Source organism: Micromonospora sp. NPDC050784 (genome assembly GCF_044456765.1).
GTDB classification, from domain to species: Bacteria; Actinomycetota; Actinomycetes; order Mycobacteriales; family Micromonosporaceae; genus Micromonospora; species Micromonospora foliorum.
In genome coordinates this window covers 104,466-122,945 of record NZ_JBITGG010000019.1, presented here as the reverse complement: position 1 = coordinate 122,945, position 18,480 = coordinate 104,466, and the positions used below count along the sequence as shown (strand labels likewise).

General features: G+C 72.4%; 19 protein-coding genes. 15 read left to right on the top strand and 4 right to left on the bottom strand.

What is annotated here, in order from left to right:
• Nucleotides 1-221 precede the first annotated feature (221 nt).
• Nucleotides 222-1,049: a M55 family metallopeptidase gene (locus tag ACIBD9_RS24525; protein ID WP_396721164.1), complete on the top strand. Its 828-nt coding sequence runs from the start codon at nucleotides 222-224 to the stop codon at nucleotides 1,047-1,049.
• 61 nt (nucleotides 1,050-1,110) lie between these two features.
• Here ACIBD9_RS24525 and ACIBD9_RS24520 read toward each other — a convergent pair whose 3' ends face one another.
• A complete protein-coding gene (locus tag ACIBD9_RS24520; RefSeq protein WP_396721162.1) occupies nucleotides 1,111-2,181 on the bottom strand; it encodes a serine hydrolase domain-containing protein in 1,071 nt (356 codons plus the stop codon).
• A gap of 413 nt (nucleotides 2,182-2,594) precedes the next feature.
• On the opposite strand from ACIBD9_RS24520, the gene ACIBD9_RS24515 reads away from it, so the two are divergent.
• Complete coding sequence (locus tag ACIBD9_RS24515) at nucleotides 2,595-3,944, top strand: class I adenylate-forming enzyme family protein (RefSeq protein WP_396721161.1); 1,350 nt, start codon at nucleotides 2,595-2,597, stop codon at nucleotides 3,942-3,944.
• On the opposite strand, the gene ACIBD9_RS24510 is transcribed toward ACIBD9_RS24515, so the two are convergent.
• The gene (locus tag ACIBD9_RS24510; RefSeq protein WP_396721160.1) at nucleotides 3,872-4,558 is read right to left on the bottom strand and encodes a 4'-phosphopantetheinyl transferase family protein; all 687 of its coding nucleotides are present in this window, start codon (nucleotides 4,556-4,558) and stop codon (nucleotides 3,872-3,874) included. The genes ACIBD9_RS24515 and ACIBD9_RS24510 overlap by 73 nt on opposite strands.
• A gap of 15 nt (nucleotides 4,559-4,573) precedes the next feature.
• Here ACIBD9_RS24510 and ACIBD9_RS24505 point away from each other — a divergent pair, with 15 nt between their 5' ends.
• From ACIBD9_RS24505 to ACIBD9_RS24450, 12 genes are all read left to right on the top strand, one after another.
• The gene (locus ACIBD9_RS24505; RefSeq protein ID WP_196922961.1) at nucleotides 4,574-4,840 is read left to right on the top strand and encodes an acyl carrier protein; all 267 of its coding nucleotides are present in this window, start codon (nucleotides 4,574-4,576) and stop codon (nucleotides 4,838-4,840) included.
• Complete coding sequence (locus ACIBD9_RS24500; RefSeq protein ID WP_396721158.1) at nucleotides 4,840-5,085, top strand: acyl carrier protein; 246 nt, start codon at nucleotides 4,840-4,842, stop codon at nucleotides 5,083-5,085. Before ACIBD9_RS24505 ends, ACIBD9_RS24500 begins: the two co-directional genes overlap by 1 nt.
• Nucleotides 5,078-6,181, top strand: a complete 1,104-nt coding sequence (locus tag ACIBD9_RS24495) for a beta-ketoacyl synthase N-terminal-like domain-containing protein (protein WP_396721157.1) — start codon at nucleotides 5,078-5,080, stop codon at nucleotides 6,179-6,181. The genes ACIBD9_RS24500 and ACIBD9_RS24495 overlap by 8 nt, the downstream gene beginning before the upstream one ends.
• A 146-nt stretch (nucleotides 6,182-6,327) precedes the next feature.
• Nucleotides 6,328-6,765, top strand: coding sequence for a beta-ketoacyl synthase chain length factor (locus ACIBD9_RS24490; RefSeq protein WP_396721155.1), 438 nt, complete (start codon nucleotides 6,328-6,330; stop codon nucleotides 6,763-6,765).
• A complete protein-coding gene (locus ACIBD9_RS24485) occupies nucleotides 6,762-8,378 on the top strand; it encodes a class I adenylate-forming enzyme family protein (RefSeq protein ID WP_396721154.1) in 1,617 nt (538 codons plus the stop codon). Before ACIBD9_RS24490 ends, ACIBD9_RS24485 begins: the two co-directional genes overlap by 4 nt.
• On the top strand, nucleotides 8,375-9,613 hold the full coding sequence (locus ACIBD9_RS24480) for a beta-ketoacyl-[acyl-carrier-protein] synthase family protein (RefSeq protein ID WP_396721152.1): 1,239 nt from the start codon (nucleotides 8,375-8,377) through the stop codon (nucleotides 9,611-9,613). Before ACIBD9_RS24485 ends, ACIBD9_RS24480 begins: the two co-directional genes overlap by 4 nt.
• A gap of 75 nt (nucleotides 9,614-9,688) precedes the next feature.
• The gene (gene hppD / locus ACIBD9_RS24475) at nucleotides 9,689-10,780 is read left to right on the top strand and encodes a 4-hydroxyphenylpyruvate dioxygenase (RefSeq protein WP_396721151.1); all 1,092 of its coding nucleotides are present in this window, start codon (nucleotides 9,689-9,691) and stop codon (nucleotides 10,778-10,780) included.
• A 55-nt stretch (nucleotides 10,781-10,835) separates the two neighbouring features.
• A complete protein-coding gene (locus ACIBD9_RS24470; RefSeq protein WP_396721149.1) occupies nucleotides 10,836-11,765 on the top strand; it encodes a phytanoyl-CoA dioxygenase family protein in 930 nt (309 codons plus the stop codon).
• A 1-nt stretch (nucleotide 11,766) separates the two neighbouring features.
• Nucleotides 11,767-12,558 (top strand): DUF3050 domain-containing protein, encoded by a 792-nt coding sequence (locus ACIBD9_RS24465; RefSeq protein ID WP_396721147.1) that lies wholly within the window; start codon nucleotides 11,767-11,769, stop codon nucleotides 12,556-12,558.
• Nucleotides 12,555-13,526 carry a thiamine pyrophosphate-dependent dehydrogenase E1 component subunit alpha gene (locus ACIBD9_RS24460; RefSeq protein WP_396721145.1) on the top strand — a complete coding sequence of 324 codons (972 nt, stop codon included), beginning with the start codon at nucleotides 12,555-12,557 and terminating at the stop codon, nucleotides 13,524-13,526. Before ACIBD9_RS24465 ends, ACIBD9_RS24460 begins: the two co-directional genes overlap by 4 nt.
• Nucleotides 13,527-13,554: 28 nt before the next feature.
• Entirely contained in the window at nucleotides 13,555-14,523 is a 969-nt protein-coding gene (locus tag ACIBD9_RS24455; RefSeq protein WP_396721143.1) for an alpha-ketoacid dehydrogenase subunit beta, read from the top strand.
• Nucleotides 14,520-15,878 (top strand): hypothetical protein, encoded by a 1,359-nt coding sequence (locus ACIBD9_RS24450; RefSeq protein WP_396721141.1) that lies wholly within the window; start codon nucleotides 14,520-14,522, stop codon nucleotides 15,876-15,878. The genes ACIBD9_RS24455 and ACIBD9_RS24450 overlap by 4 nt, the downstream gene beginning before the upstream one ends.
• Before the next feature lie 81 nt (nucleotides 15,879-15,959).
• On the opposite strand, the gene ACIBD9_RS24445 is transcribed toward ACIBD9_RS24450, so the two are convergent.
• Together ACIBD9_RS24445 and ACIBD9_RS24440 are read right to left on the bottom strand one after the other, a co-directional pair.
• Nucleotides 15,960-16,676 carry an SGNH/GDSL hydrolase family protein gene (locus ACIBD9_RS24445; RefSeq protein WP_396721139.1) on the bottom strand — a complete coding sequence of 239 codons (717 nt, stop codon included), beginning with the start codon at nucleotides 16,674-16,676 and terminating at the stop codon, nucleotides 15,960-15,962.
• Between the two features lie 39 nt (nucleotides 16,677-16,715).
• On the bottom strand, nucleotides 16,716-17,654 hold the full coding sequence (locus tag ACIBD9_RS24440; RefSeq protein WP_396721137.1) for an exo-alpha-sialidase: 939 nt from the start codon (nucleotides 17,652-17,654) through the stop codon (nucleotides 16,716-16,718).
• A gap of 219 nt (nucleotides 17,655-17,873) precedes the next feature.
• On the opposite strand from ACIBD9_RS24440, the gene ACIBD9_RS24435 reads away from it, so the two are divergent.
• Nucleotides 17,874-18,449: a hypothetical protein gene (locus ACIBD9_RS24435; RefSeq protein WP_396721136.1), complete on the top strand. Its 576-nt coding sequence runs from the start codon at nucleotides 17,874-17,876 to the stop codon at nucleotides 18,447-18,449.
• Nucleotides 18,450-18,480 lie beyond the last annotated feature (31 nt).

The following is an 18,480-nucleotide window of genomic DNA, read 5'->3' as shown; positions in this document are numbered from 1 at the left end:
GTGGTGGGTGACAAAATATCCCTACCAGGACGAAGTAAGGCACCACAACTCCATGATCGACGGACCCTCCCCGCGATCTTGCACTTACTGTCGCGACATGGGGGGCATTTCGCGCATCTCGACGACCGAAAGTGCAAGATCGGCGTGGCGGGACAGGTTGATGCCTTGGCTGGGCCGAGCGGGGTCGACACAGGGGCGGGAGCGCGTAGGGTCCGGTAGCCATGAAGGTGCTGATCTCGGTGGACCTGGAGGGCGTCTCGGGGATCGTGCATCCCAGCGAGACGAATCCGGATCGGTACGACTACGAGCGCGGCCGGGCGTTGATGACGGCCGAGGCGAACGCGGTGATCGCCGGGGTCCTCGATGCCGAACCCGATGCGGTGGTGTGGGTGGCCGACGCACACGGAACGTTTCGGAACATCCTGCCGGAGGACCTCGACCGGCGTGCTCACCTCGTGCGGGGCAAACCCCGTCCGCTGGGCATGCTCGCGGGGCTGGACGAGCAGACGGATGCCGTTCTGCTCGTCGGCTATCACGCTCGGGCCGGTGCCGGGCCCGCCGTGCTGGCCCACACGATGAGTGACGCCATCCTCGACGTACGGGTGGCCGGACGATCGCTGGGCGAGATCGGCCTCAACGTCGCCATGGCGGGACACCTGAACGCGCCCGTCGTCCTGCTCAGCGGGGACGACACCGCCTGCACCGAGTTCGGTGAGCTGGTGCCCTCGGCAGTCACCGTCGCCGTCAAGCAGACCCTGGGCCAGGCCGCCGCGGTGGCCCTCCATCCGCAGGAGGCACGGGAGCGGCTGCGCCGCGCTGCCACCGACGCGATCGCTCGCCGTACCTCGATCTTGCCGGCGAAGATGGTCGGGCCGTTGGACGTCGAGGTCGACCTGTACGGCCCGTACATGGTCGACCTCGCAGTCCTGGTGCCGGGTGTGACCCGAGTCGGCGGCGGCCGGACGGTCGCCTTCCACGCCGTCGACTTCGCCGAGGCGTACCGGCTGGTTCAGTTGCTGGTCCAACTCGCCAGCATCAAGCCCGGCTAGCTGGTGTCCTCGAAGAGGTCTGGTGTCGCGTGGGTCGTCGTTACGAGTGTGCGGACCCGGCCTAGCAGAAGGCGTGATCGACCAGGTCGTTGAGCAGGTACTGGCGGGTCGCGGCCAGTTCGGGGTCCCCGGTGTTGGTGAAGATCGACACCGTCAACCGACGCCCGTCGTCGGTGAACGCCGGCTCCACCTGGTATCCGAAACCGGTGCCGCCGTGTCGCCAGTAGCCACCACCACAGGACAGCGGGATCCAGAAGATGCCCAACCCGTACCCGGAACCGGCAGGGGAATCCGCCGTCGCGACCAGCGTGCGCATCTGCGCCTGCTGCGCCGGCCGCAGTAGGCGGCCTCCGGCCAGGGCGGCCAGGAACCGGTTGAGGTCGGACGCCGTGCTGGTCATCGATCCGTCCGCGCCGCTGTCCAACCCGCGGATCGCGATCGTCGTGTCCACCAGCGGACCACCTCGGGTGAACTGCATGTAGTTCGTGGCGTGCGGCGCGGGAAGGTCGCGCAAGAATCCGGTGCGCGTGCGCCGCAGGCCCAGCGGCCCCGTGATGCGGGCTTCCACCTCGCGTTCCCAGCTCCGCCCGGTGACCGCCTCGATCAGCATGCCGGCGAGGACGTAGTTGGTATTCGAGTACGACCAGGTGCTGGGGCCTTGCGGGTGGCCCATGGCAATTGCCACTAGCTGCTCCGGCGCGTACGGCCTGTCCCGCTCCCGCCGATAGGACTCGGGCGTGGCGTAGTTCCAGATCAGGTCGGACGAGTAGTCGTACAGCCCACTGGTGTGCTGCAAGAGCTGCCGCACCAAGATCCGCCGACCGGCCACCGCACCCGGCAGCCACTTGTCGACCTGATCGTCCAGCGTGAGCCTCCCCTCGCCGACGAGTTGCAGCACCACGACCGCGGTGAACGTCTTGGTGGCACTTCCGATCCGGAAGAACGGGTCGTGCGCGACGTCCCGGCCCGAGCGGACAACCTGCGCGCCCGTCCTGGACTCCAGGCGGGCCAGGACACCGGTCACACCACTCGTCCGCAGCGCCTCGGCGTCACGCCGGAGCTCACTCGGTGTCGTGGTGGCACCCGTCGCCACCAGCAACGTCACTGCCGCTGCCACAGCAAGAGTTCGCATGGGCTCCACTATGGTCGCCGGCCCAGGGGACATCACTCCGGAAAGCCCCCCGGTGGTGCTCCGGCTAACCCCACCGCCGCGGGTCTGTACCGCTTCGACGGGCCGGTGCACCGGTGAGCGCGACGCCATCGGCCGTCCGGCTGGGGCCGCGCGACGCTCGTACGAGGCGTCATACCTCGGTGACGCTCTGCCGAATCGGCTGCCCGATCCTGTCCGCCGAACGGGCTGTCGGCAATCCGGCTGGGCGCTGCTTTTGATCCATCCATTCGCATCTAGCAATGGCACTGCGGGGGGTCGTATGGTTCCCCGCAGCACCCCGACAACCGTACGTGATGGGCGGATTCGCCCTCTTTGATGCTGGGCGGTGAACGGCAGTGGCGGCAGAAGATCCTACGGCGACAGACCCCGGATGGGTGGACGAAGTCCTGTTCGCCGGCCACCCGACCGACGTTTGTCTCCGTTTGCCCGAGCCCGTCGACCGGGCCACCCTGCACCGGCTGGTCACCGCCGCGCAGGACCGGCTGACCGCCGCCGGACTGCGCCCCGGTGGCGCCGCGGCGCTGCGGTTGCCGCCGTCGCTGGCGTACGTGGTGAACCTGTTGGCCACCTGGCGCGCCGGGGGGCAGGCGATCCTGCTCGACCACCGGCTCACCGACCACGAGGTGGACAGGGCGCTGCTCCGGTTGACCCCGCAGGTGGTGGTCGCGCCGGTGCGCGCCGGTGGCGGCGCGCTGAAGGTCTTCGTGGACGTCACCGAGGGCGTCACCCGGTACGCCGACCGTCTCGCGGTCAGCGGCCACGCCGTGATCCAGCTCAGCTCCGGCTCCACCGGCCCGTCCAAGGTGATCGGCCGCACCGCCGCCGACCTGGTCGCCGAGGTGCACCGCTACACCCGGATCGACGGGGTGGCGCTGCCCGGCGAGCGGATCATCCTGCTGCCCTCGATGGTGCACGTGCTCGGCTTGGTCGGCGGCCTGCTCTACGGGCTGCACGCCGGCGTCGAGCTGGTGCCACCGCAGCGGCTCAGCGGCGACGCCGTGCTGGCCGCGATCAGCGCCGACACCACGCCGGCCACCGTGCTGGGCGTCCCGTTCCACATCGGACTGCTCACCTCCACCCGCCCGGCCGGTCCACTGCCCCAGCTGCGGCGGATGACCACCGGCGGCGAGCTGGTACCGGCCGCCGTCGCGCGGGCGTTCACCGACCGGTACGGGGTGCCGCTGGGCAACATGTACGGGATGACCGAGGTCGGGGTGATCGGCACCGACCTGTATGGGGCGCACCGACCGTCGATCGCCCCGGCGCCCGGCATCGAGGTCCGCGAGTCCGGCGGTGAGCTGTGGGTGTCCTGCCCGGCGTCGCCGTACGTCGGACTGAGCGACCCGACCCGCTGGTCCGACGGCTGGCTGCACACCCGCGACGCCGGCACCGTCGACCCGGAAACCGGCCTGGTCACGGTGCGCGGTCGACTCGACTCGCAGGTCTCCGTTGGCGGGATGAAGGTCGACCTGACCGAGGTGGAGGCCACCGTCGCTGAGCTGACCGGGGTGGCCGCCGCCGTGGTGGTCTGGGACGACGAGATCACCGCGTACGTCCAACCCGACGGCCCGCTGTCGGAGGAGACGCTGGACAAGCTCCTCGCCGAGCGGTTGGCCGGCTACAAACGGCCTCGGGCGCTGCACCTGCTCGATCAGTTGCCCCGTACCACCACCGGCAAGCTGGTCCGCTCGACCGACGCGCTGCGCTCGGCGGTAACCCCGTGACCGGGCCGCTGCACCACCTCGACGTCGACACGCGCGCTCGCCTGCGCGGCGACCGCCAGGACGAAGCCTCCGCCCAACCGTGGGTGACCGACCCACAGGGGCTCGGTGCCGGGCACCTGCCGCAACGGCAGCCCTGGCGTCGGCATCAACCGGCGCAGCCCGCCGTCCCGCAACCCCCGCCCGAGCGTCTTACCGACCGCCTCCTTCGCGGTCCACAGCCGCAGGAAGTCCACCGTCCGGCCAGCCTCGGGCCGATCGCCCAACCAGGCCAGCTCGGCGGGCGGGAACCAGCGGCGGGCCAGCGCGAGCGCCGGCAGCGGGCGGATCCGCTCCACGTCCACCCCGAGGGCACCGGCCCGGCGGGCGGCGACCACCACCAGCCCGGCGGTGCGGCTGACGCTGACCGCCAGCTCGACCGACCCGGTCGTCTCGTCGACCCGGACGACCGGCCGTCCGTCGCGGTCGTGCGTCAGCACCAGCTCGGTGTCCGCGCGGCCGAGCAGCAGAGCGCCCGCCCGCCGCAACAGCACAGCGGCCGGATCCGGCTGACCGCCGGTGTCCCGGCCGACCCACACGTAGGCGGTGTCCCGACCGGACGCCGTCAGCTGAGCCACGCAGAGAGGATATCCATGAGAGCCGAGGTCCGTGCCTTCGTCGTCGAGCAGCTCGCCGACATGAACTACGACGTCGAGGGGCTCGACGACGACACCACGCTCGGCCCGTCCGGCGTCGACCTGGAGTCTCTCGCCCTGGCCGACCTGTCCGTCCGGGTGGAGGACCGGTACGGCCTGACGTTCGCCGACGACGAGTCGGAGCAGCTGGCCCTGATGACGGTCGGCGAGTTCACCACCATGGTCGCCAATCGCGTCACCGAGGCGACGAGCGACAAAGCCTGATGAGCGGTCAGCCCGATCTGGGGCGAGCTGACCTGATGAGCATGCTCGCCGAACTCAGCGCGAAACCGGCTGCCGAGGTGTCCGACCGGATCGGCTCGATGGAGCTCGCCTGGCTGGTGCACCTCGTGGAGCAGCGCTACGAACGCCGGCTCGACCTCACCGACGACGAGCTGGCCGGTGTCCGCACCGTCGACGACGCCCTGGCGGTGTTCCGGGCGTCGCTGACCGCCTCCGCAGATGGTTGAGGCGCGCGTCGCCCAGCTCACCGGCGTGTACGCCGTCAGCGCCCTGGGCAGGGGCGCCGACGCGCAGCTCGCTGGTGTGTTGGCCGGGGTGCCGGCGTTCGGCCCGGTGGGCCGATTCGACACGTCCGCCCGTCGGGTCACCGTGGCCGCCACCCTGCCCGACGTCGGTACGCTCGCCGAGGAGCTGGCCGCCGCGATCGACGCGGCCTGCCGGTCGGCCGGTCTGGACCGCGCGCAGCGTAAGGCGTGTGCCCTGCTGCTCGCCGTGCATGGCGGCCCGGCCCTCGGTACGGGTCCCGCCGCGCTCGCCGGTCAGCTCGCCGCCCGATGTGGACTCTCCGGTCACACCCGGGTCTACACCAGCGCCTGCGTATCCGCGAGCACCGCGGTGGCCGACGCCGCCGCCCAGGTCACCCGTGGTGCCGTCGAACGGGTGGTGGTGGCGGCCGGTTACCTGGTGGAGTCGGACCAGTTCGCGCTCTTCGACGCCGGTCGCGCCCTCGCGGTCGACGGGGCGGTCCGCCCGTTCAGCGCCGGCCGTCGGGGGTTGCTGCTGGGCGACGGCGTGGCCGCGGTGGTGCTGGAGTCGAGCACCGGCCGTCGACGCGGTGAAGATCCGGTGGCCACCGTGGCCGGTTGGGGACGGGCCGGTGACGCGTTCCATCCCTGCCAGCCGGAGCCCGGTGGCAGCGGGCTGGCCCGCGCGGTTGACGGCGCGTTGCGCCGGGCCGGGCTGCCACCGCAGGCCGTCGGCTACGTCAACGCCAACGCCACCGGTACCGCGCAGAGCGACGCCGCCGAGGCGGCCGCCCTGCACCGGGCCCTCGGCGGGCACGCCACCCGGGTCGCGGTCAGCTCCACGAAGTCGGTGCACGGGCACGCGCTGGAGGCGTCCGGGTTGCTCGAACTGGTGGTCACCGCCCTCGCGCTGCGCCGCGGCGAGCTGCCGGTCAACGCCGGCTGGCTGGCCCGCGACGAGTCCTGCCCCCTGAACGTGGTGACGGACCATCCGCAAAGGACGGAGGCGACCCACGCCCTGACCCTCAACGCCGCCTTCGGCGGCGCCAACACCGCCCTCCTGGTCGGCGCCGGATGACCGCCCCCAACTCCCCGCGATCGTGCACTCTCTGCCCCGACGAATCCGACCAAGCACCCGAAACGACGACCGAAACCGCAAGATCGCCGGGGGAGAGGGCGTGGGCTCTCTGGCCCGAGGGCGGGGACGAGGGCGGCGCACCGGGGGTGCCGGGGTTTGTGCACTCGGACTTCGCGCCGGTGGTGGTGGCCGTCGCGGAACGGTGTCTGCGGCGGGGGTACGGGTCGGCGGGAGTGCCCGCCGGGGTGCGGACCGGGATCGTGCTGGTCAGCGCCAGCGGCGATCTTGCCAGCGCCCAGCACGTACGGGAGACCCTCGAGGCCGGCGGGCGGATCGGCCCGCTGTTCTTCTTCCAGTCCGTGCCGAACAGCGTCGCCGGGCACCTCGCGGCCCGCTGGGGCCTGCGCGGCCCGGTGGTCTGCCTCAGCCCGACCGGCGACCCGTACACCGACGGCGTCGCCGAGGCCGACCTGCTGCGCGACGACGGTGACGCCGACGAGGTGTTGCTGATCCTGATCGAACAGGCACCCGACAAGCCGACCGAGGCGGTCGCGGTGCTGCTGGGGGGAGGAGCACGACCATGAGGACACGGGGACTGCGCGGCGCACTGGCCGCCGACACCGAGCTGGGTGCGGGCAACGTCCTGACCCGGGTGCTGGCGCACGGCGCCGACCCGGACGGGCCCGGCCTGACCTTCGACACCGCCGTCGACGGTCACCCCGCCGAGACGCCACTGACGCTGGGGCAGCTCGACGAGCGGGTCGCCGCCCGCGCCGCCTGGCTGCACGAGCAGGGGGTACGCCCCCGCGACCCGGTCGCCGTCTGGGCCACCGCCGCCGCCGACATGGTGCTCAGTTACCTGGCGCTGGCCCGGCTCGGGGCAATCCCGGCGCTGATGAACGGCAAACTCCGCCCGGAGATCGCCGCCGAGTACATCCGCCGGCTGCGGGGCGTCGGTGTGCTGGCCGACGACGCGCACACCGCGTTGCTGTCCGGGCACGACCTGGGCGTACCGCTGCTCGGCACCCCTGCGCAGGCCGGCACGGGCGACCCGGCCACGGCGCCGGCGCACTACCGGCACCACCCGGACGACCCGATCGTGATCACCCACACCTCCGGGACGACCGGGGTGCCCAAGGCGGTGCTGCACTCGCACGCCAGCCTCTTCGCGGCCACCCGGCACCTGCTCACCATGCCGCAGGCGCAGGGCACCACCCGGATCCTCAACGCGCTTCCCGCGCCGCACACCGCCACGGTGCTGATGGTCAACCAGGCGCTGGGCAACCGCGCGCAGATGTTCCTGCTCTCCGAGCAGGGCGGCGAGCAGGTGCTGAACGCGATCCAACGCTGGCGCCCCGACGGGGTGTTCGGCTTCTCGGTCACCTGGGCGGAGCTGGCCCGCTTCGACCTGTCCGGGTACGGCCTGGACTCGGTGCGGTTGTGGTTCAACACCGGCGACGCCTCGCACGAGCCGCACATCCGCCGCCTCGTCGCGGTCGGTTGGCACGACACCGTCACCCGCGACGGGGTGGCGACGGTGCCCGGGTCGGTCTTCATCGACGGGCTGGGCTCCAGCGAGATGGGGCACTCGATGTTCCACATCACCCACCGCGCCGACACCGACCGGTACGGCCGCTGCATCGGCCGCCCGTACCGGTTCGCGAAGGTCGCGGTGCTCGACGCCGACGGCGAGCCGGTGCCGGTCGGCGAGGTGGGTTTCCTGGGTATCGACTCGCCGTCGCTGTTCCGCGGCTACTGGAACGACTCGGTCACCACCTACCGCTTCCGCCAGCGCGGCTGGTACCTCACCGGTGACCTGGTCCGCGCCGACGCCGACGGCCGCTACTACCACCTGGACCGGGCGGTGGACTCGGTCGACGCCGGTGCCGGGCGGCGCTTCTACACGGCGCTGTCCGAGGAGCGCATCCTCGCCGCCTGCCCGGACGTCACCGACTGCACGGTGGTGATCGTCGCCGAGTCCGGCGCGGTCGCCACCGACGTGCTGCTGGAGTTGGCCGCCGGCGCCGACGAGGCCGAGGACCGCACCGAACGGGTCCGCGCCGCCCTCGGTCCGGACGTCGGCGCCACGCTGCGTCGGGTCGTGCCGGTGCACTCCGCCGACATCCCGGTCACCGTGACCGGCAAGGTCCGCAAGGTGGTCCTGCGGGAGCGCTACCTCACCGAGGCCAGCTCGTGACCGCCCTGATCACCGGGATGGGTCTGTTCACCCCGGTTGGGCGGGGCGTCGAGGAGACCTTCGACGCGCTGACCAACGGCCGGTCCGGGCTGACCCGCCCGCCGCAGGGGCACCCGGTGCGGGAGTCGCTGGACGTGGCCGGACTGCTGCCCGACATCGACCCGCGGACCGTCGCGTCCGGGCCGGAGACCCGGGTGCTGGACCGGATCGTCGTCCTCGCCCTGCTCGCCGCCGCCGACGCTCTCGCCGACGCCGGCATCGAGGTGGGCCGCGACGTCGACGCCGACCGAATCGGTGTGATCGTCGGTGGCGTCGGGGGGATGGCCACCCTGGAGTCGCAGGTGCTGGCACGGGCGGCCCGGGGTCGCGCGGCGGTCAGCCCGTACCTGCTCACCGGGATCCTGCCGAACATGCCGGCTGCGCGGATCGCCATCGCGCACGGCATCCGGGGCTATAGCTCGTCGGTCGGCACCGCCTGCGCCTCCGGTGCGCAGGCGGTCGCCGACGGGGTCCGGCTCATCGCGACCGGAGAGGTCGACGTGGTGCTCTGCGGGGCCAGCGAGGCACCGCTCTTCCCGACCTTCGCCGACACCTTCGGCAACGCGCGCGCGTTGGCGCGCGCCGGCACCGACCCGGGCCGGGCGAGCCGGCCGTTCGACACCTCCCGCAGCGGGTTCGTCCTGTCCGAGGGTGCCGCGCTGCTGGTGCTCGAACGCGCCGAACACGCCGAGGCGCGCGGCGTCGCCGGGTACGCGGAGGTGGCCGGCCACGGCGCGACGACGGACGCGTACCACCCGACCGCGCCCCGCCCGGACGGCGCGGGCGCGGCGGCGTGCATCCGCCTGGCGCTGCGCAGCGCCGGTGTACCGGCGGCGGCGGTCGGCTACGTCAACGCGCACGGCACCGGCACGAAGCTCGGTGACATCGCGGAGACCACCGCCCTGGCCGACGTCTTCGGTGTCGGCGGCGTGCCGGTCAGCTCCACCAAGGCGCTCACCGGTCACCTGCTGGGCGCCTCCGGGGTGCTGGAGGCGGCGGCCACCGCGCTGGCGCTCGGTCGGGGGCTCCTGCCGCCGACGTACCACCTCGACGATCCGGACCCGGCCTGCCCGGCGGACCACATCCGTGGCACGCCCCGAAAGGCCGACCTGGAGTACGCGGTCACCAACTCGTTCGGGTTCGGCGGCCAGAACGTGAGCCTGCTGCTGGCGCGCGTCGCCGAGCCGAGGGGGTGATCGAGGCGGCATCCCGGGCGGGGTCTGCCCGGACGGCAACACAGGGGGAATCGGGTGGGAAGGGTTTCAGGGGACATGGACATCCGTGGTATCGACCACATCGAACTCTATGTGGGGGACGCCCGACAGGCGGCCTTCTACTTCAGCACCGCCGTCGGCTTCGAGGTCTGCGGCCAGGGTGGCCCGGAGACCGGGCTGGCGGGGCAGCGCTCGCTGCTGCTCTGCCACGGCGACATCCGCCTGCTGCTCACCTCCGGGCTGAGCGCCGAGCATCCGGCCGCGCGGTACGTGCAGCGCCACGGTGACGGCATCGCGGTCGTCGCGGTCGAGGTCGACGACGTGTCGGCCGCGTACGCCGAGCTGGTGGGTCGGGGTGCGACAGGCGTGACGCCGCCGACCACCCGCACCGGCGCGGACGCCGAGGTGGTGATCGCCGAGGTGGACGGCTTCGCCGACGTGCGACACCGGCTGGTGCAGCGCCGGGGCGACCGGGGCCAGTTCCTGCCCGGCGCCATCACCGCCGCGGCGTCCACCATGGACGGCCACCCGCCGGTGCTCGCCGAGATCGACCACCTGGCGGTCTGCGTGCCGCCCGGCCAGCTCGACGAGACGGTCCGGCACTTCGAGGAGTTGTTCGACTTCGCGGAGATCTTCGAGGAGCACATCGAGGTCGACGGGCAGGCAATGAACTCCAAGGTGGTGCAGAGCCCTTCCGGGCGGGTCACCGTGGTCCTGCTCGAACCGGACCGCTCGCGGCGGCCGGGGCAGATCGACGCGTTCCTCGACCAGCACGCCGGTGGGGGAGTGCAGCACCTGGGGTTGCGCACCGACGACATCGTCGGCGCGGTGGAGGCGCTGGGCCGGCGCGGGGTGCGTTTCGCCGGCACCCCGGCCAGCTACTACGACGCCCTGGAGGCGCGGGTCGGTCGGGTGGACGCCCCGCTGCACCGGCTTCGCGAGCTGGGTGTGCTTGTCGACTCCGACCACGACGGTCAGCTGTTGCAGATCTTCGCCGAGTCGATGCACGTGCGTCGCACGCTCTTTTTGGAGTTGATCGAGCGGCGCGGTGCGCGGGGCTTCGGCAGCGGCAACATCAAGGCGCTCTACGAGGCCAAGGAGCGGGAACTGGCCGCCGTGGCGGCCACACCACAGGGGGTGGGGGCGTGAGCGCGAGGAGTGAGCCGGGTTTGCGAGCCCCGCAGTGGCGAACCAAGGAGGCACAGTGACCGCGACCGACTACGAACCGACGCTGACCGCCGAGGAGCGGGCGCTGCTGCCGTCCGACGACGACGTGCGGCACTACGCCGAGCACGGCTGGTACCTGTCGAAGAAGGTGTTCACCGACGACGAGGTGGACGCCCTCGCCACCGCCGCGCAGCGCTACTACGACGGGGAGCGGGACCGCCGGCTGCCGGTCCGCCCACCGAAGCTGGCCTACTGGGACCCGTCCAAGGGCCCGGTGCAACGGCACAACGACTACGTCCACCACGAGCACGACGGGCTCGGCGCGATCCTGCGCAAGCCGCTGCTCGGCGCGGTCGCCGCCCGGCTGGCCCAGGCCGACGAGATCCGGGTCTTCCAGGCCACGCTGATCTACAAGCCGCCGATCTCCGGTGAGCCGAGCAACATCGTGCCCTGGCACTTCGACAAGCACTACTGGGCGTCCTCGTCGTCGGAGAAGATGCTCACCGCGTTCATCCCCTTCCACGACTGCGGGGAGGAGATGGGCACCATCACCATGGTCGACGGCTCCCACCGGTGGAAGGAAATCGGCTCGGACGACACCGTGGTGCGGCACTTCGCCGACCGGGACCGTAGCCAGCTGGAGGAGATGCTGGCCGAGAACGCCGCGTACAACGGCGCGGAGATCCGCAAGGTCCCGATGGTGATCCCCAAGGGACACATGAGCTTCCACCACTGCCGCATTTACCACGGCAGCGGCCCCAACGTCAGCGGCCGCCCTCGGCAGGCGGTCTCGCTGCACCTGCAGGACGGCGACAACGCCTGGCGGGAGTTTCCGCTCTCCGACGGCACGCTCGCCGCGTACAACCACGACGTGCTGGTCCGCCGTACCCACGACGGGCGGCCGGACTACGCGGACCCCGACTACTGCCCGGTCATCTGGCGCCACCGCGCCCAGCAGGGAGGCTGACATGTCACGGTACGACTGGGGTAAGACGCACCCGGGCATCGAGCGGTTGGAGCGGGCGGTGACCGACCGGCGCGACGCCGTGGTCAGGCACCCGCTCTACGCCAACCTGGACACCCACGAGGCGCTTGTCACCTTCATGGAGCACCATGTCTTCGCGGTCTGGGACTTCATGTCCGTGCTGAAGTCGCTGCAACGGCAGCTGACCTGCGTCACCGTGCCGTGGGTCCCGACCGGGCCGACCGGCAGCCGCCGCCTCATCAACGACATCGTCATGGTCGAGGAGAGCGACGAGCTGGGCGGCGGCTACATCAGCCACTTCGAGCTGTACGTGCGGGGCATGGCCGAGGCCGGCGCGGACACCACGGCGGTGAACGCCCTGATCGACCTGCTGCGCGCCGGCCGGCCGGTCACCGAGGCGCTCGCCGAGGCCGGGGTGCCGGCCGCGTCGGCGAGGTTCGCCGCGACCACCTGGCGGATCATCGAGTCCACCCCGGTGCACTGCCAGGCGGCGGCCTTCGCGTTCGGTCGGGAGGACCTGATCCCGGACATGTTCACCCAGGTCGTCTCGGTGAACGAGAGCAGTGACCGGCTGCACGCGTTCGTCGACTACCTGGAGCGGCACATCGAGGTCGACGGCGAACAGCACACCCCGATGGCCATGCAGATGCTCGCCGACCTGTGCGGCGACGACGACACCAAGTGGCAGGAGTGCGCCGACACGGTCAACACCGCCCTCGCCGCCCGGGCCCGGCTCTGGGACGACATCCTGGCCGCCATCAAGGGGCCCGCGTGACCGACGCCGACCCGGTCCGGCTCTACCGCACGGTCCGGCTGATCCGCCGGTTCGAGGAACGGGCGGTGGAGCTGGTCCACGGCGGGCAGATCGTCGGCGGCATCCACCCGTACCTCGGTGAGGAGGGGATCGCCGCCGGCGTCTGCGCCGCGCTGGGTGTCGACGACGTGCTCGCCGGCACCCACCGCGGCCACGGGCACGTCCTGGCCCGCGGGGCCGACCCGGCCCGGATGCTCGCCGAGCTGTGCGGCCGGGTCACCGGCCTCAACGCCGGCCGGGGCGGCTCGATGCACGCCGCCGACCTGAGCATCGGCGTGCTCGGCGCCAACGCGATCGTCGGCGCCTCCGGGGCGATCATCACCGGCGCGGTCTGGGCCCACCGCCGCCAGGGCCGCGACACCGTCGGGGTGAGCTTCTTCGGCGACGGCGCGGTCAACGAGGGGATGCTGCTGGAAGCGTTCAACCTGGCCGCGCTCTGGCGGGTGCCGGTGCTGTTCGTCTGCGAGAACAACGGCTACGCCACCACCATGCCGGTCGCCGGCGCGGTGGCCGGCAGCATCGCCGGCCGGGCCGCCGCGTTCGGCATCCCGGCCGTCCAGGTCGACGGCCAGGACCCGGAGACGGTACGCGACGCGTCGGCCGCCGCCGTCGGCCGGATGCGCGCCGGCGGCGGCCCCGAGCTGATCGAGGCCCGCACCTACCGCTTCGACGCCCACCACACCTTCGAACACGCGGTACGCCTCGACTACCGCCCGCCCGACGAGGTGAGCCGGGGCCGGGCCCGTGACCCGGTGCGCATCCAGGGCGAACGGCTCTCCGACGCCGACCGCGCCGCCGTGGACGCCGAGGTCGAGGCGACCCTCGACGCGGCGGTGCGGTTCGCCCTGAACAGCCCGGAACCCGACCCGGCCGACGCGTTGACCTACCTGTACGCCAGCGGTCTGACCGCCCGCACCGGAGGTGGCTGAATGACCGTGCGCACCGGAGGTGGCTGAGGTGCCCCGACTGTCGTACCGCCGGGCGCTGACCCGGGCCCTCGCCGACGAGTTGACCCGCGACGAGGCGGTGTTCCTGCTCGGCGAGGACGTCCAGGTCGGCGCGTCACTGGTGACCACCGGGCTGGCCAAGCGGTTCGGGACCGAACGGGTCCGCGACACCCCGCTGTCGGAGCAGGCGTTCACCAGCTTCGCCACCGGGGCGGCGCTGGCCGGGCTGCGACCGGTGATCGAGTTCCAGATCCCGTCGCTGCTGTTCCTGGTCTTCGAGCAGATCGTCAACCACGCGCACAAGTTCCCGCTGATGACCGGCGGGCAGTGCAGCGTCCCCGTCACCTACCTGGTGCCCGGCTCCGGCTCACGTACCGGGTGGGCCGGGCAGCACTCCGACCACCCGTACAGCCTCTTCGCCCACGTCGGCGTGGTCACCGTCGTGCCGGCCACCCCGGCCGACGCGTACGGGCTGCTGGTCACGGCGATCCGCCACGACGACCCGGTGGTGGTGTTCGCGCCGGCCGGCGCGATGGACGTCCGCGACGACGTCGACGACCTGACGCCGGTGCCGCTGGGCCGGGGCCGGATCCACCGCTTCGGCGACGACGTGACAGTGGTCGCGATCGGGCACCTGGTGCACGACGCGCTCGCCGTCGCCGAGGAGGTGGCCGACCAGGTCTCGGTGGAGGTGTTCGACCCGCGCACGCTCTACCCCTTCGACATCGACGGTCTCACCGAGTCGGTGGCCCGCACCGGGCGGCTCGTGGTGCTCGACGACGCCAACCGTTCCTGCGGGATGGCCGCCGAGATCATCGCCTCGGTGGTGGAGCGGGTCCGGCTGCTCGCCCCGCCGCGCCGGGTCACCCGCCCGGACGGGGCGGTGCTGCCGTTCGCCCCCGCACTGGACCGGGCCGTCCAGCCCGACCGCGACCAACTCGCCACCGCCATCCACCTGACCATGAAGGACGGATCATGATCGACCCCAACTATCCGTGGCCGGCGGCCGACCGGGCCTGGACCGACCTGCCGGAGCCGGCCCGTCGGGCAATGGTGGCCAGTGGGGCGGCGGCCTGGGAGCAGGTCTTCCACGGCCGGGCCACCTACAACAAGCAGTGGCGGTTGGCCCGCCCCCCGGTGCTCACCGCCGACGCCTGGCGGCACCTCAACGAGGTCTGCGACCGGCTCGCCCAGCTCATCCTCGACGCCTGCCGTCGTCGGGCCGGCACCGCCGGTGAGCTGCGCCGGCTACTCGGCGTACCGGTGGGGGAGACCCGGCTGCTGGACGAGCCCGAGCCGCTGACCGAGGCGCTGCTCGCCGCGTACCGCCCGGACGTGATCTTCTCCGCCGGGGTGCCGAAGTTCGTCGAGTACAACATCGACAGCAGCCTCGGCGGCGGCTTCGACGCCGACACCGTCATCCAGCGGTACGCGCACCTCTACCGCGAGCAGGGCATCCTCGACGACCTGCCGGTGCGGGCCGCACCGTCCCTGCTGGACCAGCGGTTCGTGGCGATCCGCGAAGAGTTGCGGCTGCCCGAGGGCGCCCGGGTGGCGCTGCTGATGGACTTCGACGCCGACTACCCGGGCCTCGACGACCCGCAGACGTTCATCCGGATCCTCGACCCCCTCGCCGTACGGGCCCGGGACTTCGGCATCGACCTGGTCATCGCCCCGGTCTCCACCGCCACAGTGGACGCCGGCAGCCGGCTGGTCGTCGACGGCGCACCGGTCGACGCGCTGTTCCGGCTCTTCGTACCCAACCGGGTCACCCCGACCGCCGGCCTGGACGCGGTGGCCCTGGCCCTCGCCGCCGGCACCCTACCGATGTTCGTGTCGGCGGCGGCCTGGCTGCTCGGCAACAAGACCACGTTCGCCTGGCTGTGGGAGGACGTGGACGGGTTACCGGCCGACGACCAGGCGCTGATCCGCCGGCACGTGCCGTACACGGTGCCGTTGACCGCCGCGGTCCTCGACCGGGCCATCGCCGAGCAGGCCACGCTGGTGGCGAAGCCGGCCGACGGTTCGGCCGGGCACGGCGTGCTGCTCGGCCCGGAGCTGAGCGCGGCGGACTGGGCCGACGGTGTGCGGGCCGCCGTCGCGCAGGGCGGCGCCATCCTGCAGGAGTACCTGCCGACCGACCGGGTGTCGATGGACTTCGTCCAGATCGAGACCGGCGAGACGGTCACCGCCGATGTCCCGTACTCCCTGGCCCCGTACCTGTTCGGCCGGCACGCGTCCGGCGGCCTGGCGAGGGTCGGCTACCCCGGCTGCGACGGAGTCCTCAACCTGGCCCACGGCGTCCTCCTAACCGGAATCCTCCTCAAGGACTGACCCCGCCCCTGACCCCTTCGCCCCTGTTGATCATGAAGTTATTGCCCTCTGCGACGGCGTGTCGTGGCAATAACTTCATGATCAACGCCCTGGGAGTGGGGTGGGGTTGGGGGTTGGGGTGGGGTTGGGGAGTTGGCGGGAGAGGGTGCGGAGGGTTTGGGCTGTTGCTATGGCGTCACTGCGGGCGCTGCCGTGGCGGCCGTCGGTGCTGTAGAGCGTGGGGTCGGCCGTCAGGGGGTGGTCGGTCAGGTGCACGTGGAGGGTGCCGAGGCGTCGGGCCAGGCTTGCCGTGTGGGCCGAGAGGCGACGCATTCGTTCGCCCAGGCCGGCCCGCAGGTGCTCGGGCACCGCGGGGCTGTGCGAGACGTCGAACATGCCCACGGTGATCACGTCGGCGCCCACGCCGCGCAGCGCGGTGATCATCGCGGTCAGCTCGGCGTCCACCGCCTCCGCGTCGTACGCCGGGTGGAAGGCGTCGTTGCCGCCGCAGACGACAAGCGCCAGGTCCGGTGCGAAGGCCAGCGCCGGGGCGAGCTGGCTGGCCCGCACCTGGTGCGCGCGCAGCCCGCGTCGACCCAGATTTAGGTACGCCAGCTCGGGGCGTACCGCGGTCAGCTCGGCGGCGACCCGGTCGACCCACTGCACGTCCGGGTAGCCCGGTGTCGGCTCACACATGCCCTCCACGACGCTGTCGCCGAGCGCCACGAACCGCCGCCACGGGTGCCCGTGCAACAGGTCGACGGCCTCCCCGGGGCGCAGACAGTACGGGTCTGTCGATTCGGTGAGCGTCGATGGCATGTCGGCACGCTAACCGACCTCCGGGCTGCCGGACCAGGCTCAGCCGGTCAGGCTGACCTCGGCCAGGTAGACACAGGTCTGCCCCTCGTGGGAGGAGTAGTAGCTGACCCACAGCCTGTCGTCGTGCCAGACCAGGCCGGGGTAGCTGGTGTCGCCGCCGGAGGGCAGCGCGACCAGCTCGGTCAGCTCGCCCCGGTCGGGGTCGACGGCACAGATCGCGGTGCGGACCCGGCCGTCGTGCAGGCGGACCCCGGCCAGCAGCAGCCCGTCGGGCAGCCGGAGCAGCGTCGGCCCGCCCACCTGGACACCCAGGTCGGTCCAGGTCCAGTCCCGGTACGGCGGCGCGGCGCGGCCCAGCTGCGCGCTCGCGGTGCCCGCGTCCCGCCGCAGCAGGCACCGGGCGGTGCCGTCCGGGTCGAAGACCAGACCGGACTCGTTGGGGTACCCGTCCTCGAACAGCGTCGGCACCCAGGGCCGCAGGTCCACCCCGTCGGTGCTGCGGTAGAGCCGGGCGAACCTCGGTTCTCGGGTGGCGTAGCCGACGCCGTACATCGCGTCGTCGTGCCAGGCCGCCCGCCACACCCAGACGCCAGGCTCGCCCACCGGGGTCGGATCGCCCCAGGCGTGCCCGTCGGTGGAGAGCCAGGTCACCGTCTGGAAGGTCTTGGCGGCTGCGCCGGTGGCGGCCGCCGCCAGCAGTTGGAGCCGCCCGTCGGGTCGCGTCACGAAGCGCGGGTCGCGCAGGTCGGTGCCGGCCTGCGCGATGACGGCGGCGGAGGCCCAGGCCCGGCCGTCGGTCGACGTCAGTACCCGGATCACGCCGTCGTCGCTGAGGTGGCTCCGGGCCTCCCGGAAGGCGCAGAACCAGCTCCCGGCGTACCGGACGAGGTCGGTGAACGCGCTGTGCGGCGCGCTGTCGCCGATCCGGCGCACGGCGGTGACCTCGGCGGTGCGGCGGCGGGTGGGTGACGACGTCATACGCGGCAGCCTCCAGGTGCGGTGACGACGGTGGACGCTAGCCGCCCCCGCCGACGCCCGCGCGGCCAACAGCCGAACGGCCGACGAACAACGCGGGCGCTGTCGGATTGGCGTCGTGGACGACGCGACGTCGGCGCGCTGGGATGGGGTGATGGCACCCGCCGCCCACCATGGGTGGTGGACCGCCGCAGAATCCATCGGCGAGGGAGGTGGCTGACGATGCTCGGTTCGTTCCTTCAGGCCCTCGCGACGAAACTGGTCGAGGAGATCCTCAAGCTTCTGGTTCAGTGGCTCGCGCCGAAGGCGCTGCGGTCGGTGCCGCACCGCGCCTCGCCGAACTGCCCACACTGCGGCGGGTACGGGGTCCGCCGGTGGGCGCCCGGCGGCATGTGGATGTTCCTGCCGTCCCTACTGGTCTTCGCCTGGGGTTTCGGGTTCACACTGCTCGGTGTGCCGGTTGTCGTGCTCACCGTGGTCGCCATGCTGGTCTCCGACGGCGTCGGCGGAGTGCCGACCGCCCTGCTCGCGCCGCTCGGCCTGCTGGTCCCCGCCGCGCTGATGGTCGCGGGCGCGTTCGGCCTGGCCCACTACCACAGCTACCCACCGAAGTGGTGCGCCCGCTGCCACGGCCGCTGGCCGCGCCGGGAGCGGGACGAATACCTGCGGGCGTCGGCCCCGGTGGTGACCTGCGGCTGCGGTCAGCGGCTGCGGGTGCCCCGGACGGCCGCGGGGACGCGACTGCGCTGCCCGAGCTGCCGTACCGAACACACCACCCCGGCCCGGGCCGGATGCTGACCTGCCCAGCCGGTACGGGTTCAGTGGGCCA

Bases quoted from the DNA above. Each gene is read 5' to 3' on its own strand.
- ACIBD9_RS24445 (WP_396721139.1), bottom strand. From the start codon at position 16,676: ATGCCATCGACGCTCACCGAATCGACAGACCCGTACTGTCTGCGCCCC.
- ACIBD9_RS24435 (WP_396721136.1), top strand. From the start codon at position 17,874: ATGCTCGGTTCGTTCCTTCAGGCCCTCGCGACGAAACTGGTCGAGGAG.
- ACIBD9_RS24450 (WP_396721141.1), top strand. From the start codon at position 14,520: ATGATCGACCCCAACTATCCGTGGCCGGCGGCCGACCGGGCCTGGACC.
- ACIBD9_RS24500 (WP_396721158.1), top strand. From the start codon at position 4,840: ATGAGCGGTCAGCCCGATCTGGGGCGAGCTGACCTGATGAGCATGCTC.
- hppD (WP_396721151.1), top strand. From the start codon at position 9,689: ATGGACATCCGTGGTATCGACCACATCGAACTCTATGTGGGGGACGCC.
- ACIBD9_RS24495 (WP_396721157.1), top strand. From the start codon at position 5,078: ATGGTTGAGGCGCGCGTCGCCCAGCTCACCGGCGTGTACGCCGTCAGC.
- ACIBD9_RS24505 (WP_196922961.1), top strand. From the start codon at position 4,574: ATGAGAGCCGAGGTCCGTGCCTTCGTCGTCGAGCAGCTCGCCGACATG.
- ACIBD9_RS24485 (WP_396721154.1), top strand. From the start codon at position 6,762: ATGAGGACACGGGGACTGCGCGGCGCACTGGCCGCCGACACCGAGCTG.
- ACIBD9_RS24465 (WP_396721147.1), top strand. From the start codon at position 11,767: ATGTCACGGTACGACTGGGGTAAGACGCACCCGGGCATCGAGCGGTTG.
- ACIBD9_RS24520 (WP_396721162.1), bottom strand. From the start codon at position 2,181: ATGCGAACTCTTGCTGTGGCAGCGGCAGTGACGTTGCTGGTGGCGACG.
- ACIBD9_RS24440 (WP_396721137.1), bottom strand. From the start codon at position 17,654: ATGACGTCGTCACCCACCCGCCGCCGCACCGCCGAGGTCACCGCCGTG.
- ACIBD9_RS24525 (WP_396721164.1), top strand. From the start codon at position 222: ATGAAGGTGCTGATCTCGGTGGACCTGGAGGGCGTCTCGGGGATCGTG.